The organism is Pseudomonas sp. FJ2-5-13 (assembly GCF_029201605.1).
Classification (GTDB): Bacteria; Pseudomonadota; Gammaproteobacteria; order Pseudomonadales; family Pseudomonadaceae; genus Aquipseudomonas; species Aquipseudomonas lactis.
In genome coordinates, this window is record NZ_CP104045.1 from 4,873,874 (window position 1) to 4,887,957 (window position 14,084).

Here is a 14,084-nt window from a genome sequence, read left to right on the forward strand (position 1 = left end):
GCGCCCATGCACACCCGCTGTCTGGCGCGGGAGTCTTTCGTGCAACGCAGGTGTGTGCCAAACTCAACGCCTTTCGGGCTTGCCTACCAGGATTTATGCTCCCCTTGTCACCCAGTTTGCTACCCAGCCTCGCCGCCGCCATTTTGTATGCCGCTGCGACCCTCTATCAGGGCACTCGTCTGGCCCAAGGCACCAAAGCGGACAAACGTCTGCTCGTCGGCCTTGGCGTGCTGGCCCTGCTGGCCCATGCCGCCAGCCTGTTCACCCACCTGATGACCCCGGTTGGCCTGGGCCTGGACTTTTTCAGCGCCGCCAGCCTGATCGCCGCGGCCGTCATCGCGCTGACGCTGCTGGCCTGCTACCGGATTCCGGTGGAGAACCTGCTGGTGCTGCTATTCCCCCTGGGAATGCTGACGGTGCTGCTGGCGCAGTTCACCCCCACCGGCACCGTACAGGTGATCGACGAGGAGCCGGGCATCCTTGCCCACATCCTGTTGTCGATCCTTGCCTATGGCATGTTCACCATCGCGGTGTTCCAGGCCCTGCTCCTGCTGCTGCAGGATCACCAGCTCAAGCACAAGCACCCGTCGGGGCTGATCAAGAACTTCCCGCCGCTGCAAACCATGGAAAGCCTGCTGTTCGGGTTCCTGTGGGCCGGCTGGACCCTGCTGTCGCTGTCGCTGATCTCCGGCTGGCTGTTCGTCGAAAACCTGTTTGCCCAGCACCTGGTGCATAAAACCTTGCTGGCGTGCCTGGCGTGGGTGGTGTTCAGCGTGCTGCTGTGGGGGCGCAACCGCCTCGGCTGGCGTGGGCACAAGGCCATTCGCTGGACCCTGGCCGGTTTCTGCCTGTTGATGCTGGCCTATTTCGGCAGCAAGCTGGTTCGCGAATACATCCTGCATATCTGACGGGCAGTGATCATGGACAACTTGCCCTTAGGGCCGATGCTCGCCGTAATTGCCCTGCTGATTTTATGGGCGGCGCTGTTTACCGCCATAGAAGCTGCACAACAACACCTGCTGGCCCTGCGCCCAGGCACACGCCAGGGCGACAAGGCGGCTGCGCGCCTGAGTTTCCCGCGCCATAGCCTGATCCTGTGCAACAGCCTGTGCCGCGCCGCCGTGGTGATTCTTTGCACCCTGCTGGCGATCTATGCCTGGGCAGAGAACGGGCCCTGGCTGGGCTGGCTGATTTCCTGCGCAGGGCTGCTGGTGCTGGCCGACTACCTGCCCCGCACCCTGGCCACCCGTCACCCGCAAGCAGTGCTGGGCTTTGGCAATACATTGCTGGGCGTGCCGCTGAAAATCCTCTACCCCCTGGCCTGGCTGCTCAATGGCATCAGCCTGCTGTTATTGCGCCCGTTCGCACGCAAATCCGGCATGGTCAAAAACAGCGACGAGCCCGTGCCCGACCATGACGACGACACAGAACCCGACACCGACGCCGACCGCACGCCTGGCCTGCCCGGTATCCATGCCCTGGACAACATCACGGTCAACGACATCCTGGTGCCGCGCAGCGAAGTGGACGGCATCAACCTCGATGAGCCGATAGAAGACATCATCGAACAGTTGCGTACCTCGCCACGCACCCGCCTGCCGGTGTTCCACAGCGACATCAACCAGGTGCAGGCCGTGCTCAATACCCGGCAGGTCCAACACCTGCTGCCTGACGCCAGCCTGACCAAAGAGGCCCTGCTCGCCGCCTGCCACGAGCCTTACTTCGTACCGGAAAGCACGCCGTTGCAGTTGCAACTGCTGAACTTCCACAAGCAGCAGCGGCGCCTGGGCATGGTAGTGGACGAGTACGGTGAAGTGCTGGGCATCGTCACCCTGGAAGATATTCTGGAAGAGATCGTCGGCGAATTCGAAAGCGATCAGGCTGTGGATAACCCGCATATCGAAGCCCAGCCCGATGGTCGCTACATCATCGACGGCGCCACCTCGATCCGTGAACTGAACAAAAGCCTGGGCTGGCACCTGCCCAGCGACGGCCCCAAGACCCTCAACGGCCTGGTCACCGAGGCGCTGGAGACCATTCCCGATTGCGCGGTGTGCCTGAAAGTCGGCCGCTATCGCCTGGAAATCCTCGAGACCGAGGACAACCGGGTGAGCAAGGTGTTGATCTGGCATACCAGCCACGTGCCAGTCGCTGCATAAGCATCTGGACACACACATTCCCATGTGGGAGCGGGCTTGCTCGCGAATGCGGTGGTTCAGTCAGAACATCTGCCACTGATACACCGCATTCGCGAGCAAGCCCGCTCCCACACTTGATCTGCTGTGGGTTCCCAAACCCACAAACCCCTTCCTATAATCCTTGCGGCTTACCCAAGCCCCGCCCGACCGCGTGCTACCCGCACCCAGCGTGTCCTGGCACCGCCTTACCATGTCCGACCGGTGTTTGCTCCCATCCCGAGCCGCCCCGCGCACAACCCTGATCCATGGGTGTTCGACCAATAATAATCCGCGTCCAAACGCGCAATAACCGTCAGGGATAACGTCATGAGCACCACCTACCAAGAGGCCGCGAGCGCCGCCCCAGCCAACTCGACCGCCCGCGTCGCCACCGCGAGCATCGTCGGCACCGCCATCGAGTTCTACGACTTCTACATCTACGCCACGGCCGCCGCCCTGGTGATCGGCCCGGTGTTCTTCCCCCAGACCTCCGGCACCGCGCAGATGCTGGCGTCGTTCCTGACCTTCGGCATCGCCTTTATCGCCCGCCCGTTGGGGTCGGCGTTATTCGGCCACTTCGGTGACCGTATCGGCCGTAAATCCACCCTGGTGGCTTCGCTGCTATTGATGGGCGTGTGTACCACCTTGATCGGCTTGCTGCCGGGCTACGACAGCATCGGCGCCTGGGCCCCGATCCTCTTGTGTGTTTTGCGCTTCGGCCAAGGCTTGGGCCTGGGTGGGGAATGGGGCGGTGCGGCCTTGCTGGCAACCGAGAACGCGCCCAAGGGCAAGCGCGCCTGGTTCGGCATGTTCCCGCAACTGGGCCCGTCGATTGGCTTCCTGGCAGCCAACGGTTTGTTTCTGATTTTGGCCATGAGCCTGAATGACGAGCAGTTCCGCAGCTGGGGCTGGCGCATTCCGTTCATCCTCAGCGCCGCGCTGGTGATGGTGGGCCTGTATGCGCGCCTCAAGCTGCATGAGACGCCGGTATTCGCCAATGCCGTGGCCAAGGAAAAACCGGTGAAAGTGCCATTGGTGGAACTGTTCAGCCAGCATTGGCTGCCGGTACTGCTGGGCGCGGCGTCGATGGTGGTGTGCTATGCGCTGTTCTATATCACCACGGCGTTCTCGTTGAGCTATGGTGTTTCCACCTTGGGCTACAGCCGTGAAACCTTCCTCGCCCTGCTGTGCTTTGCGGTGTTGTTCATGGGGCTGGCGACACCATTGGCCGCCTTGGCCAGTGATCGCTACGGGCGCAAGCCGGTGTTGATCGTCGGTGCGATCCTGGCGATTCTCTCGGGCTTTACCATGGAGCCGTTGCTGACCCATGGCTCCACCTGGGCCGTGGCGCTGTTTCTGGCGTTGGAGCTGTTTTTGATGGGCGTGACCTTCGCACCGATGGGTGCCCTGCTGCCAGAACTGTTCCCGACCCGCGTGCGTTATACCGGCGCATCGGCCGCCTATAACCTGGGTGGAATCGTGGGGGCGTCGGCGGCGCCGTTCTTCGCGACCAAGCTGGTGGCGATGGGTGGTTTGAGTTATGTCGGCGGGTATGTGTCGGCGGCAGCGTTGCTGAGTTTGATTGCGGTGCTGTGCCTGAAAGAGACGCGGGATAACGACTTGAACAAGGTCGCCTGAAAGCCAAAAACTGTAGGAGCGAGCTTGCTCGCGAAAAAGGTACATCCGACACCGCAATGTGCCTGAAATACCTTCGCGAGCAAGCTCGCTCCTACAGGGACCGCTTTAGAGTTCTACAACAACAGCCTTGGAAGCACGGGTCGCTTTAGCCCGAGCCGCTTCAATCGACTCATCCCGCGCCAACGCCACGCCCATGCGGCGCTGGCCGTTCACTTCAGGTTTGCCAAACAGACGCAACGCTGTATCCGGCTCGCTCAGCGCGGCGCCAAGGTTGGCGAATGCGGTCTGGGTGGACTGCCCTTCCACCAGAATCACCGCCGACGCCGAAGGGCCGAACTGACGGATCAACGGGATCGGCAGACCCAGGATGGCGCGAGCGTGCAAGGCAAACTGCGACAGGTCTTGGGAAATCAGGGTCACCAGGCCAGTGTCATGGGGGCGCGGCGACACTTCGCTGAACCACACCTGGTCGCCCTTGATGAACAATTCCACACCAAACAGACCACGACCGCCCAAGGCTTCGGTTACCGCCTTGGCAACGCGCTCGGATTCCGCCAAGGCAATCGGGCTCATGGCCTGCGGCTGCCAGGATTCCTGATAATCGCCCTTCTCCTGACGATGGCCCACCGGCGCGCAGAAAGTGGTGCCGCCGATGTGACGCACGGTCAGCAGGGTGATTTCGTAGTCGAAGTCGATAAAACCTTCGATGATCACCCGGCCCTTGCCGGCACGCCCGCCCTCTTGGGCGTAGTCCCAGGCTTTCTGCACGTCGTCGGCGCTGCGCAACAGGCTCTGGCCCTTGCCCGACGAACTCATCACCGGCTTGACCACGCACGGGAAGCCCAGGTCCTGGACGGCCTTGCTGTAGTCTTCGAAGGTGTCGGCGAAGTGGTACGGCGAGGTCGGCAGGTCCAGCTCTTCGGCGGCCAGGCGACGGATGCCTTCACGGTTCATGGTCAGCGACGTGGCGCGGGCGGTGGGGATCACGGTGAAGCCTTCGGCCTCCAGCTCAACCAATGTCGCGGTGGCGATGGCTTCGATTTCCGGCACGATGAAGTGCGGTTTCTCCGCCTCGATCACCGCACGCAATGCGGCGCCGTCGAGCATGTTGATCACATGGCTACGGTGCGCCACCTGCATGGCCGGCGCGTTGGCGTAGCGATCCACAGCAATCACTTCAACGCCCAGGCGTTGCAGTTCGATTACCACTTCCTTGCCCAGCTCACCGCAGCCACACAGCAAAACGCGGGTCGCGGTTGGCGACAATGGAGTTCCGATTCGGGTCATCTCAGGTCCTCAGGGGAGCGGATCATGGGGGAGAAAGGCCGGCATTTTACATGAACTGTAAAAATTGGCCTCAGTTGGCGACGGCCCGCCGGCGGATGCGCCAGGCCATGATCAGCCAGACCACGGTGACCCCGGCGAATTTGGACACCAGTGCAGTGCCCGCCACCGCTGGCGTCAGTGCGCCGATCAGGCCGAAAAAGATAAAGGTATCGAGGGGAATGCTCAGCGCCGAACTTATCCACAGGCGGTCATGCAGCGGGCGCTTGGTGATGCTGAATACCAGCCAGTCAATGCACTCGGACACCGCAAACGCCGTGGCACTGGCCAGGGCGATGGACGGGTCGGAGGTGATATAGGACAGCACCAGCGCCGCCAGCATGGCGATGATTGCGCCATGGCCGAAGCGGGTTTGCACCATGTCGCGCAGGATAAATACCAGGCCACCCCAAGCGGACCAGATGACGTCCAGGTGCGGGGCGGTGGAGAAGGCGAAGTTGATCAGCACGACGCTGCTGATATAGGCGATCAGGAAAAACATGGAGGATGGACCTGTGGGCAATGCCGCACAGGGTACACAATTACAAGGATGTCGTCTGGCAAGGCCTCATCGCAGGCAAGCCAGCTCCCACATTTGAGGGTATTCACACATCAAGGGTGGGAGCTGGCTTGCCTGCGATGGCGGCCTGTCAGGCGCCAGATTTCCCAGGGGTCATCCACATCATCCCACTCGCCACCGCCCGCTCATGGCACAACCCCAGCACCACCCGGCGCTCGGCGTTGTCCATGCGGCTCCAGCGCGTGATTTCATCCACATTACGCTGGCAGCCGGTGCAGATATCGTCATCATCCAGCGCGCAAATGCTCACGCAGGGCGAGGCGACCGGTCGTTCAATTGTGCTCATTCCTGCTGCTCAGCCAGGTCACGGGCATAACGCTGCGCGTTATGCACATAGTGCGCGGCGCTGGCTTCGAGCATGCGCTTTTGAGCCTCGGTCAGCTCGCGCACCACTTTGCCCGGCGAGCCCATGACCAGCGAGCCATCGGGGATTTCCTTGCCCTCACCGATCAGCGAATTGGCGCCGATGATGCAGTGCTTGCCGATCTTGGCGCCATTGAGGATCACTGCGTTGATACCAATCAGGCTGTAGTCGTCGACGGTGCAGCCGTGCAGCATGGCGTTATGGCCAATGGTCACGCCGGTGCCGAGGGTCAGCGGGTAGCCCATGTCGGTGTGCATCACGCTGCCGTCCTGCACGTTGCTGTTCTTGCCGATCAGGATCAGCTCGTTATCGCCACGCAACACCGCGTTAAACCAGACGTTGGCGCCCTCCTCCAGCTTGACCTTGCCCACCAAAGTGGCATTAGGCGCCACCCAGCTGTGGGGGTGCGTCTCGACGCGGGCGTCGCCCAGGCGGTATTTCATGGTTTTTCCTCACGGCATGCCATTTAAGCGATGGCTTATAGATTGATGAAGCTCTTGGGCGGCTGGTGCAGGCTGATCTTGGCATCGTCATAGAGCAGGTTGATCAGCTCGACAATCATGATCGCCGTCAGCCCCCAGATTTTGTATTCGCCGAACCGGTAGCTGGGCACATACCAACTGCGGCCCTGGTAATCAATGCGGTGAGTATGTTCGCGTGGGTCCTGTCGGAAAAAGTCCAAAGGCACGCTGAAAACGGCGGCAATCTCGGCGTCGTTGGCCAGGTATTCGACATAATCGGGGATCACGCCTACATACGGGGTCACGCGTATGCCATGCAGGGAGATCAACGGGCTCAATGGCCCGATCACCTCGACCAGCCCCGGCGGCAGGCCGATTTCTTCTTCGGCTTCGCGCAAGGCGGTAAAGATCAGGTCCGGGTCTTCGGGGTCGCGGCGCCCGCCGGGAAAGGCCACTTCGCCCCCGTGGGTCGACAGGCCGCTGGCGCGCAGGGTCAGGATCAGCTCGGGTTCGTCACTGCGGGTAATCGGCACCAGCACCGCCGCCTCGGGGAAACGCCCGTCGGTTTCCAGGGTGTGGGGGGTGTGATTGCTTACCCGGCGAAGTAGCTCGTCCAGCATGAGTCATCTCGGTCTGTTGGCTACCTTGCATCATGCACCAAAGCGTGCGAGCGCCCAACCCCAAAACCGCAGGGCTGTCGCGAAACGACAACTTGCAGGAACGCCCGGCACCGAGCCAAGATGTGCCCATTGTCCAGGAACCCCAGCATGAATTTCTGCAGCCAGTGCGGCAAACCGGTGACCCAACGCATTCCCGAAGGCGACGCACGCCTGCGTTATGTATGCGACCACTGCTCGACCATTCATTACCAGAACCCCAATATCGTCGCCGGTACCGTGCCGGTGTGGGGCGACCAAGTGCTGCTGTGCCGCCGCGCCATCGAGCCACGCCTGGGTTACTGGACCCTGCCCGCAGGCTTTATGGAAAATGGCGAGACCGTCGAACAGGCCGCCATGCGCGAAACCCTGGAAGAAGCCTGCGCCCGGGTGCGTAACCTGAGCATCTACACCCTGATCAATGTGCCGCACATCAGCCAGGTGCATATCTTCTACCGCGCCGAACTCATCGACCTGAACTTCGCCGCAGGCCAGGAAAGCCTGGAAGTGAGGCTGTTCGACGAAGCCGATATCCCTTGGTCCGAGCTGGCTTTCCGCACGGTCGGGCGTACCTTAGAATGCTTCTTCGCTGACCGTCGCCAACAGGCGTACCCGGTACGTAGCGAGTCCGTGCCACCGCTGTCCAAGCCCGCCCAATAACAAGCCGGCCAATGTCGCCAAAGGGATACCGTTTCAATGCGTTGGTTGCTTGCTCTGATCTGCCTATCGTTCGCCACGCTGTCCCTGGCCTCCACGGTACAAACCCTTGACGGTAAAACGGTCGAGAAAGTCCTGGTCCTCAAGTCCGCCCACCAGCTGCAGCTGATCAACGACGGCAAGCCGTTCAAGACCTATCGCATTTCCCTGGGCAAGAACCCCAAGGGCCACAAGCTGATCGAAGGCGACCGCCGCACACCCGAAGGCCTCTACTGGCTCGACTGGCGCAAGACCAGCGACCGCTTCAACCTGGCCATGCACATTTCCTACCCCAACATCAGCGACGCCGCCCGCGCCCGCCGCGAAGGCGTGAAGCCGGGCAGCATGATCATGATCCACGGCACCCCCGACACCGAAGACTACCCGGAACAGTGGTTCCACACCCTGGACTGGACCGACGGCTGCATCGGCATGCGCAACGTGGACATGCGCGAAGTGTGGAACCTGGTCAAAGACGGCACCCTCATCGAGATTCGGCCGTAATCCCACGCCGTTCGTAAAATAATTCGAAAATAATTCCTGCCCCAGGCAGCGCTTGCCGGTGAATACCAGTTCACCGCGCGGGACCCTGCACTTGTGCGCGCCACAAAGACCTCTCTAATACCACTTGATACCAAGCCCCATTAAAGTGCCCTGAAACCGGGATTCGCACCGTTTTGGTAGCATTGACATGGTATTTAAGTGGTATTAGTTTTCGGCCATTACCGGGCGACAACACTCCAATAACGCATCGGAAACCTGACAGATGAACCCCATCCTGGCCCTGCGCCCCGACGACAAGCAATCCACGCCGCTTTACCTGCAACTGGCCCGCAGCCTTGAAGCAGCGATCCATGCCGGCCAGTGGAAATCCGAACAGGCCCTGCCTTCGGAACGCGCCCTCAGCGAGCAGTTGAGCATCTCGCGGGTCACCGCCCGTAAAGCGCTGGAAGTGTTGCTGGCTCAAGGCCTGATCCGTCGCAGCCAAGGCTCCGGCACCTTTATCACGCCGCGCCTGGAACAACCCTTGTCGCGCCTGTCGGGGTTCAGCGAAATGCTGCGGCTCAAGGGGTTTGTGCCCACGTCCCAGTGGCTGGAGCGCGACATTACCCCGCCAACCCATGAAGAACTGATCCGCCTGGGCCTATCGCCCACCGACAAAGTGGCGCGCCTCAAGCGCCTGCGCAAAGCCGATGACACGGTGATGGCGATTGAAATGACCGCCATGCCAGCGTCGGTGTTGCCCAACCCCCAGGCCATCGGCAATTCGTTGTACGAATACCTGGAAAGCATCGGCAAACCCATCGTGCGCGCCTTGCAGCACATCCAGGCGATCAATGCCTCGGACGAGTTCGCCGCACTGGTCGGCATCGCCCCCGGCACCGCCATGCTGCTGATGACTCGCGTGGGCTACACCGCCGACAACACGCCGATTGAAATCACCGACACCTATTGCCGCAACGACTACTACGACTTTGTCGCAGAGCTGCGCCGCCATGACTACTCCGCCTGAAGGCGAACTTAGAGAACTGCCCATGACTGAAGACAATATCCTCACGCCCAGCGGCTGGATGCGCGGTCGCCTGGTGCACGAGCACGGCAAGGTGGTCGCCATTGACGGCACGCCGTGCGACCCGGCCGATAACGACCTGCCCTACCTGCTGCCGGGCTTTATCGACCTGCACGTACACGGCGGTGGCGGTGCCGACATCATGGAAGGTGCGGGCGCCTTCGAGACCATTACCCGTACCCACGTGCGTTTTGGCACCACCTCGCTGCTGGCCACCACCATGACGGCGCCGGTGGAAGAAATCTCCCGGGTACTCGGTGAACTCGGCACGTTCTGCGAACAGCGCCCAGCCGGCAGCGCCCGCGTACTCGGCGTGCACCTGGAAGGCCCCTACATCAATCCGGGAAAACTCGGCGCCCAACCCAACTTCGCTCACACCGCGTTGATGCAGGAAGTGGAAGCCTACCTGCGCCTGGCGCCGATCCGGGTGATCACCATCGCCCCGGAAATCGCCGGCCACGACGGCCTGATCCGCGCCCTCAGCGAACGCGGCGTGCGCATGCAGATCGGCCACACCCTTGGCAGCTATGAAGAAGGCGTTGCGGCCCTGGCCGCCGGCGCCACCAGCTTCACCCATTTGTACAACGCCATGAGCCCGCTGCATCACCGCGAACCCGGCATCGTCGGCGCCGCGCTGGCCCACGCCCAGTACGCCGAGCTGATCCCGGACTTGCTGCATGTGCACCCCGGCGCCATGCGCGTGGCGCTGCGCTCGATCCCCTGCCTGTACTGCGTCACTGACTCCACCGCCGCCGCCGGCATGCCCGACGGCGAATACAAGCTGGGCAGCCACACCGTGACCAAATGCCTGGGTGGCGTGCGCCTGGCCGACGGCACCCTGGCCGGCAGCACCCTGACCATGGATCAGGCGCTGCGCAACCTGGTGAAAATCGGCCTGCCGCTCAGTGAAGCCTCACAACGCCTGTCGCAATTTCCTGCGGACTACCTGGGCCTGGAAGAACGCGGCCGCCTGCAACCCGGCAGCTTTGCCGACTGCGTGCGCCTGGACCGCTCCCTGACACTCACCGACGTAATGGTCGAAGGAGACACCATTGACTTCAAAAATGCTTGAAGAGGCCCTGGCCTCCTGCGACGCCGTCGCGGCCCAACTGCAACGCCTGGACCCGATGCTGGAAGAAATCGCCGGCCGCCTGCGCCGCCAGCCACCGCAAGTGGCGATGACCATCGCCCGTGGCAGTTCTGACCATGCCGCCAGCTACTTCGCCTACCTGGCCATGCAGCATGTGGGCATTCCGGTGGCGTCGTTGCCGATGTCGGTGGTGACCCTGTTGCAGGCGCCGATGAAAGTCAGCGGCCAAGTGGCGTTTGGGTTCTCCCAGTCGGGGCAGAGCCCGGATCTGGTCAACAGCCTGCGCCTGTTGCGCAAACGTGGCGCCCTGAGCATCTCACTGGTCAACGCCGAAGACTCGCCGCTGGAAGCCGCCTGTGAATTCCACGTGCCGCTGTGCGCCGGGCCGGAACTCAGCGTGGCCGCCACCAAGAGCTTTATCGCCACCCTCAGCGCCAGCGCGCAGCTGATCGGCCACTGGAATCAAGAAGCCGACTTGCTGCAAGCCTGCCAGGCCTTGCCCGAGGGCCTGCGTGACGCGGCCAGACAGGATTGGCGCACGGCCATCGACGCGCTCAAAGGTAGCCAGCGCTTGATGGTGATCGGTCGAGGCGCCGGGTTTGCCATCGCCCAGGAAGCCGCGCTCAAGCTCAAGGAAACCTCGGCGATCCAGGCCGAAGCCTTCAGCAGCGCCGAAGTGCGCCACGGGCCGATGGCGCTGATCGACGAGAACTACCCCCTGCTGGTGTTCGCCCCACGCGGCGCCGAGCAGGCCGGCCTGTTGAGCCTGGCCGCCGATATGCGCCAACGCGGTGCCCGCGTGCTGCTGGCTGCGCCGGATGACATCGCCGAACGCGACCTGACCCTGAGCCGCGCTGAACACCCGAGCCTGGATCCGATCCTGGCGATCCAGAGTTTCTACGTGATGGCCGCCGGCCTGGCTGAAGCTCGGGGCATGGACCCGGACCAGCCGCGCCACCTGAGCAAAGTCACCCGCACGCACTAAAGCGGCGTTTTCCTGATGAGTACCGTGCCCATGCCCAACAACAATAATCCATTGACCCTTAGCGCCCCCTTGAGTGGGCCGGTGCTGGCCCTGAGCCGCGTCCCCGACGAAGTGTTCGCCAGCGGTGCCATGGGCGACGGTCTCGCTATCGACCCGCTGAACGATTGCCTGCAGGCGCCCTGTGACGGCGTGATCATCCATGTCGCCCGCACCGGGCATGCCCTGACCCTGCGCGCCGACAACGGTGCCGAAGTGTTGATGCACATCGGCATCGACACCGTGCAACTCAATGGCGAAGGCTTTGCCTTGCTGGTGAAGGAAGGCGCACGGGTAAGCCAAGGCCAGGCACTGGTACGGTTTGACCTGGACCGCATTGCGCGCCAGTGCAAGAGCCTGGTGAGCCTGATCATCCTCACCAACAGCGAGCGTTTTGCGCTGACGCCTCTGGCAGTGAAAAGCGTCAAGGCCGGCGAGCCGCTGATGCAGTTGGCCCCGCGGTCGGCCACCGCCGTGCAAGCAGCTGTGGATAACTCCAGCGCCGAAGCCAGCGCCAGCGTGCGCATCACCCACCGCGGCGGTTTGCATGCGCGCCCTGCCGCACTGGTGCGCAAGACCGCGCAAGGTTTCAGCAGCCAATCGCAGCTGCACATCGGCGATAAGTCAGCGGCGTGTGACAGCCTGATCGGCCTGATGGGGCTGGGCATTGGCGAAGGCGACGAGGTGCGGGTGACCTGCCGTGGCACCGATTGCGACGCCGCGTTGCAGGCACTGATTACCGCGCTGTCTGTGGTGGTGCACGATGAACATCACGCGCCGGTCGTGGCCACGCCCCGCCGCGTGAATACAGAAGCCAATGTACTGCAAGGCGTGTGCGCGGCACCGGGCCTGGTGTGTGGGCCGTTGTTCCGCCTCACGGGCATCGAGCTACCGCAAGACACCGGCAGCCATAATGTCGGCGAGCAACGGCAACAGCTGGATGCGGCCCTTGAACAAGTGCGCGGTGAAATCCGCAGCACCCTGGACCACGCTCGCCAATGCAAGAATGTCGAAGAAGAAGAGATCTTCGCCGCCCACCTCGCCCTGCTGGAAGACCCCGCATTGCTCGACGCGGCCACCGCCGCCATCGCACAGGGCAGCGCCGCCACCCACGCCTGGCGCGATGCGATCCAGGCCCAATGCGCCGTGCTGCTGGCCTTGGGCAAGCCGCTGTTCGCCGAGCGCGCCAACGACCTGCGCGACCTGCAACAACGGGTATTGCGTGCGTTGCTGGGTGAAGCCTGGCACTTCGAATTGCCGGCCGGGGCGATTGTCAGCGCCCATGAACTGACGCCCTCGGACTTGCTGCAACTGAGCACGCAAAACGCAGCGGGCATCTGCATGGCCGAAGGCGGCGCGACCTCCCATGTGGCCATTTTGGCGCGGGGCAAAGGCTTGCCCTGTGTGGTGGCATTGGGCGATGAAGTGCTCAACGTGCCCCAAGGCCAACGGGTGGTGCTCGACGCCGCCAATGGCCGCCTGGAACTGGCCCCCAGCGACGCGCGCCATGCCGAAGTGCACCAGATTCGCGAAACACAAAAACTACGACGTCAGCAACAGCAGGCCCAAGCCCAGCAAGCGGCGAGTACCCGCGATGGCGTGACCATCGAAATCGCCGCCAATGTCGCCTCCAGCAGCGAAGCCCAACTGGCGTTTGCAAACGGCGCCGATGGCGTCGGCCTGCTGCGCACCGAATTCCTGTTTGTCGACCGTCGCACCGCGCCGGATGAGCAGGAACAACGCCAGGCTTATCAGGCTGTGCTAGACGCCATGGGTGACAAGTCGGTGATCATCCGCACCATCGATGTGGGCGGCGACAAGCAACTCGACTACCTGCCGCTGCCCGTCGAGGCCAACCCGGTGCTGGGCCTGCGCGGCATTCGCATGGCCCAGGTACGCCCGGAACTGCTCGACCAGCAACTGCGTGCCTTGCTGCAAGTCTCGCCGCTGGGGCGTTGCCGCATCCTGCTGCCGATGGTCAGCGAGGTGGATGAACTGCTGCAGATTCGTCAGCGCCTGGATGAGTTGTGTGTGGAGCTGGCACTGACCGAGCGCCCCGAACTGGGGGTGATGATCGAAGTGCCCGCCGCCGCGCTGATGGCCGAAAAGCTCGCCGAGCATGCGGACTTTTTGTCCATCGGCACCAATGACCTTTCCCAGTACACCCTGGCCATGGACCGCGACCACGCAGGCCTGGCCGCCCGTGTCGACGCGCTGCACCCGGCGTTGTTGCGGCTGATCGCGCAAACCTGCGCCGGCGCAGCCAAGCATGGCCGTTGGGTTGGCGTGTGCGGCGCGCTGGCCTCTGACCCGCTGGCTACGCCGGTGCTGGTCGGCCTGGGTGTCAGTGAGCTGTCGGTGAGCCCGCCGCAGATCGGAGAGATCAAGGACCGCGTTCGCCACCTGGACGCGGCGCAATGCCGGCAACTGAGCCAGGAGCTGCTCAACCTGAGCAGCGCCAAGGCCGTTCGCCAAGCCTGTCAACACCACTGGCCGCTGAGCTGAAAA

14 protein-coding genes are annotated in these 14,084 nt (G+C 62.9%); 9 read left to right on the top strand and 5 right to left on the bottom strand.

What is annotated here, in order from left to right:
- The first annotated feature begins 104 nt into the window (after positions 1–104).
- From ccsA to N2A98_RS21510, 3 genes are all read left to right on the top strand, one after another.
- Positions 105–908 (top strand): cytochrome c biogenesis protein CcsA, encoded by an 804-nt coding sequence (ccsA, locus tag N2A98_RS21500; RefSeq protein ID WP_169918754.1) that lies wholly within the window; start codon positions 105–107, stop codon positions 906–908.
- A 12-nt stretch (positions 909–920) separates the two neighbouring features.
- Positions 921–2,159, top strand: a complete 1,239-nt coding sequence (locus tag N2A98_RS21505) for a transporter associated domain-containing protein (RefSeq protein ID WP_275622617.1) — start codon at positions 921–923, stop codon at positions 2,157–2,159.
- Positions 2,160–2,504: 345 nt separating this feature from the next.
- Positions 2,505–3,815, top strand: a complete 1,311-nt coding sequence (locus tag N2A98_RS21510; protein ID WP_044272400.1) for an MFS transporter — start codon at positions 2,505–2,507, stop codon at positions 3,813–3,815.
- A gap of 105 nt (positions 3,816–3,920) precedes the next feature.
- On the opposite strand, the gene purT is transcribed toward N2A98_RS21510, so the two are convergent.
- The 5 genes from purT to N2A98_RS21535 form a co-directional block, all read right to left on the bottom strand.
- A complete protein-coding gene (gene purT / locus N2A98_RS21515) occupies positions 3,921–5,102 on the bottom strand; it encodes a formate-dependent phosphoribosylglycinamide formyltransferase (RefSeq protein WP_017139720.1) in 1,182 nt (393 codons plus the stop codon).
- 70 nt (positions 5,103–5,172) lie between these two features.
- Complete coding sequence (locus N2A98_RS21520) at positions 5,173–5,640, bottom strand: preQ0 transporter (RefSeq protein WP_003193971.1); 468 nt, start codon at positions 5,638–5,640, stop codon at positions 5,173–5,175.
- A 148-nt stretch (positions 5,641–5,788) separates the two neighbouring features.
- Positions 5,789–6,004: a DUF1289 domain-containing protein gene (locus tag N2A98_RS21525; RefSeq protein ID WP_003193973.1), complete on the bottom strand. Its 216-nt coding sequence runs from the start codon at positions 6,002–6,004 to the stop codon at positions 5,789–5,791.
- Positions 6,001–6,525: a gamma carbonic anhydrase family protein gene (locus tag N2A98_RS21530; protein ID WP_044272404.1), complete on the bottom strand. Its 525-nt coding sequence runs from the start codon at positions 6,523–6,525 to the stop codon at positions 6,001–6,003. The genes N2A98_RS21525 and N2A98_RS21530 overlap by 4 nt, the downstream gene beginning before the upstream one ends.
- 35 nt (positions 6,526–6,560) lie before the next feature.
- Positions 6,561–7,163: a CoA pyrophosphatase gene (locus N2A98_RS21535; RefSeq protein ID WP_032895425.1), complete on the bottom strand. Its 603-nt coding sequence runs from the start codon at positions 7,161–7,163 to the stop codon at positions 6,561–6,563.
- Between the two features lie 147 nt (positions 7,164–7,310).
- Between N2A98_RS21535 and N2A98_RS21540 the strand changes: the two genes are divergently transcribed.
- The 6 genes from N2A98_RS21540 (at position 7,311) to ptsP (ending at position 14,081) form a co-directional block, all read left to right on the top strand.
- Complete coding sequence (locus N2A98_RS21540) at positions 7,311–7,859, top strand: NUDIX hydrolase (protein WP_044272407.1); 549 nt, start codon at positions 7,311–7,313, stop codon at positions 7,857–7,859.
- A gap of 36 nt (positions 7,860–7,895) precedes the next feature.
- Positions 7,896–8,399 carry a L,D-transpeptidase family protein gene (locus N2A98_RS21545; protein ID WP_275622618.1) on the top strand — a complete coding sequence of 168 codons (504 nt, stop codon included), beginning with the start codon at positions 7,896–7,898 and terminating at the stop codon, positions 8,397–8,399.
- A 262-nt stretch (positions 8,400–8,661) separates the two neighbouring features.
- Positions 8,662–9,408: a GntR family transcriptional regulator gene (locus N2A98_RS21550; protein ID WP_078803722.1), complete on the top strand. Its 747-nt coding sequence runs from the start codon at positions 8,662–8,664 to the stop codon at positions 9,406–9,408.
- A gap of 22 nt (positions 9,409–9,430) precedes the next feature.
- Complete coding sequence (nagA, locus tag N2A98_RS21555) at positions 9,431–10,537, top strand: N-acetylglucosamine-6-phosphate deacetylase (protein ID WP_047711706.1); 1,107 nt, start codon at positions 9,431–9,433, stop codon at positions 10,535–10,537.
- Entirely contained in the window at positions 10,518–11,540 is a 1,023-nt protein-coding gene (locus N2A98_RS21560) for an SIS domain-containing protein (protein ID WP_125970639.1), read from the top strand. The genes nagA and N2A98_RS21560 overlap by 20 nt, the downstream gene beginning before the upstream one ends.
- Before the next feature lie 30 nt (positions 11,541–11,570).
- Positions 11,571–14,081: a phosphoenolpyruvate--protein phosphotransferase gene (ptsP, locus tag N2A98_RS21565; protein ID WP_275623630.1), complete on the top strand. Its 2,511-nt coding sequence runs from the start codon at positions 11,571–11,573 to the stop codon at positions 14,079–14,081.
- Positions 14,082–14,084 lie beyond the last annotated feature (3 nt).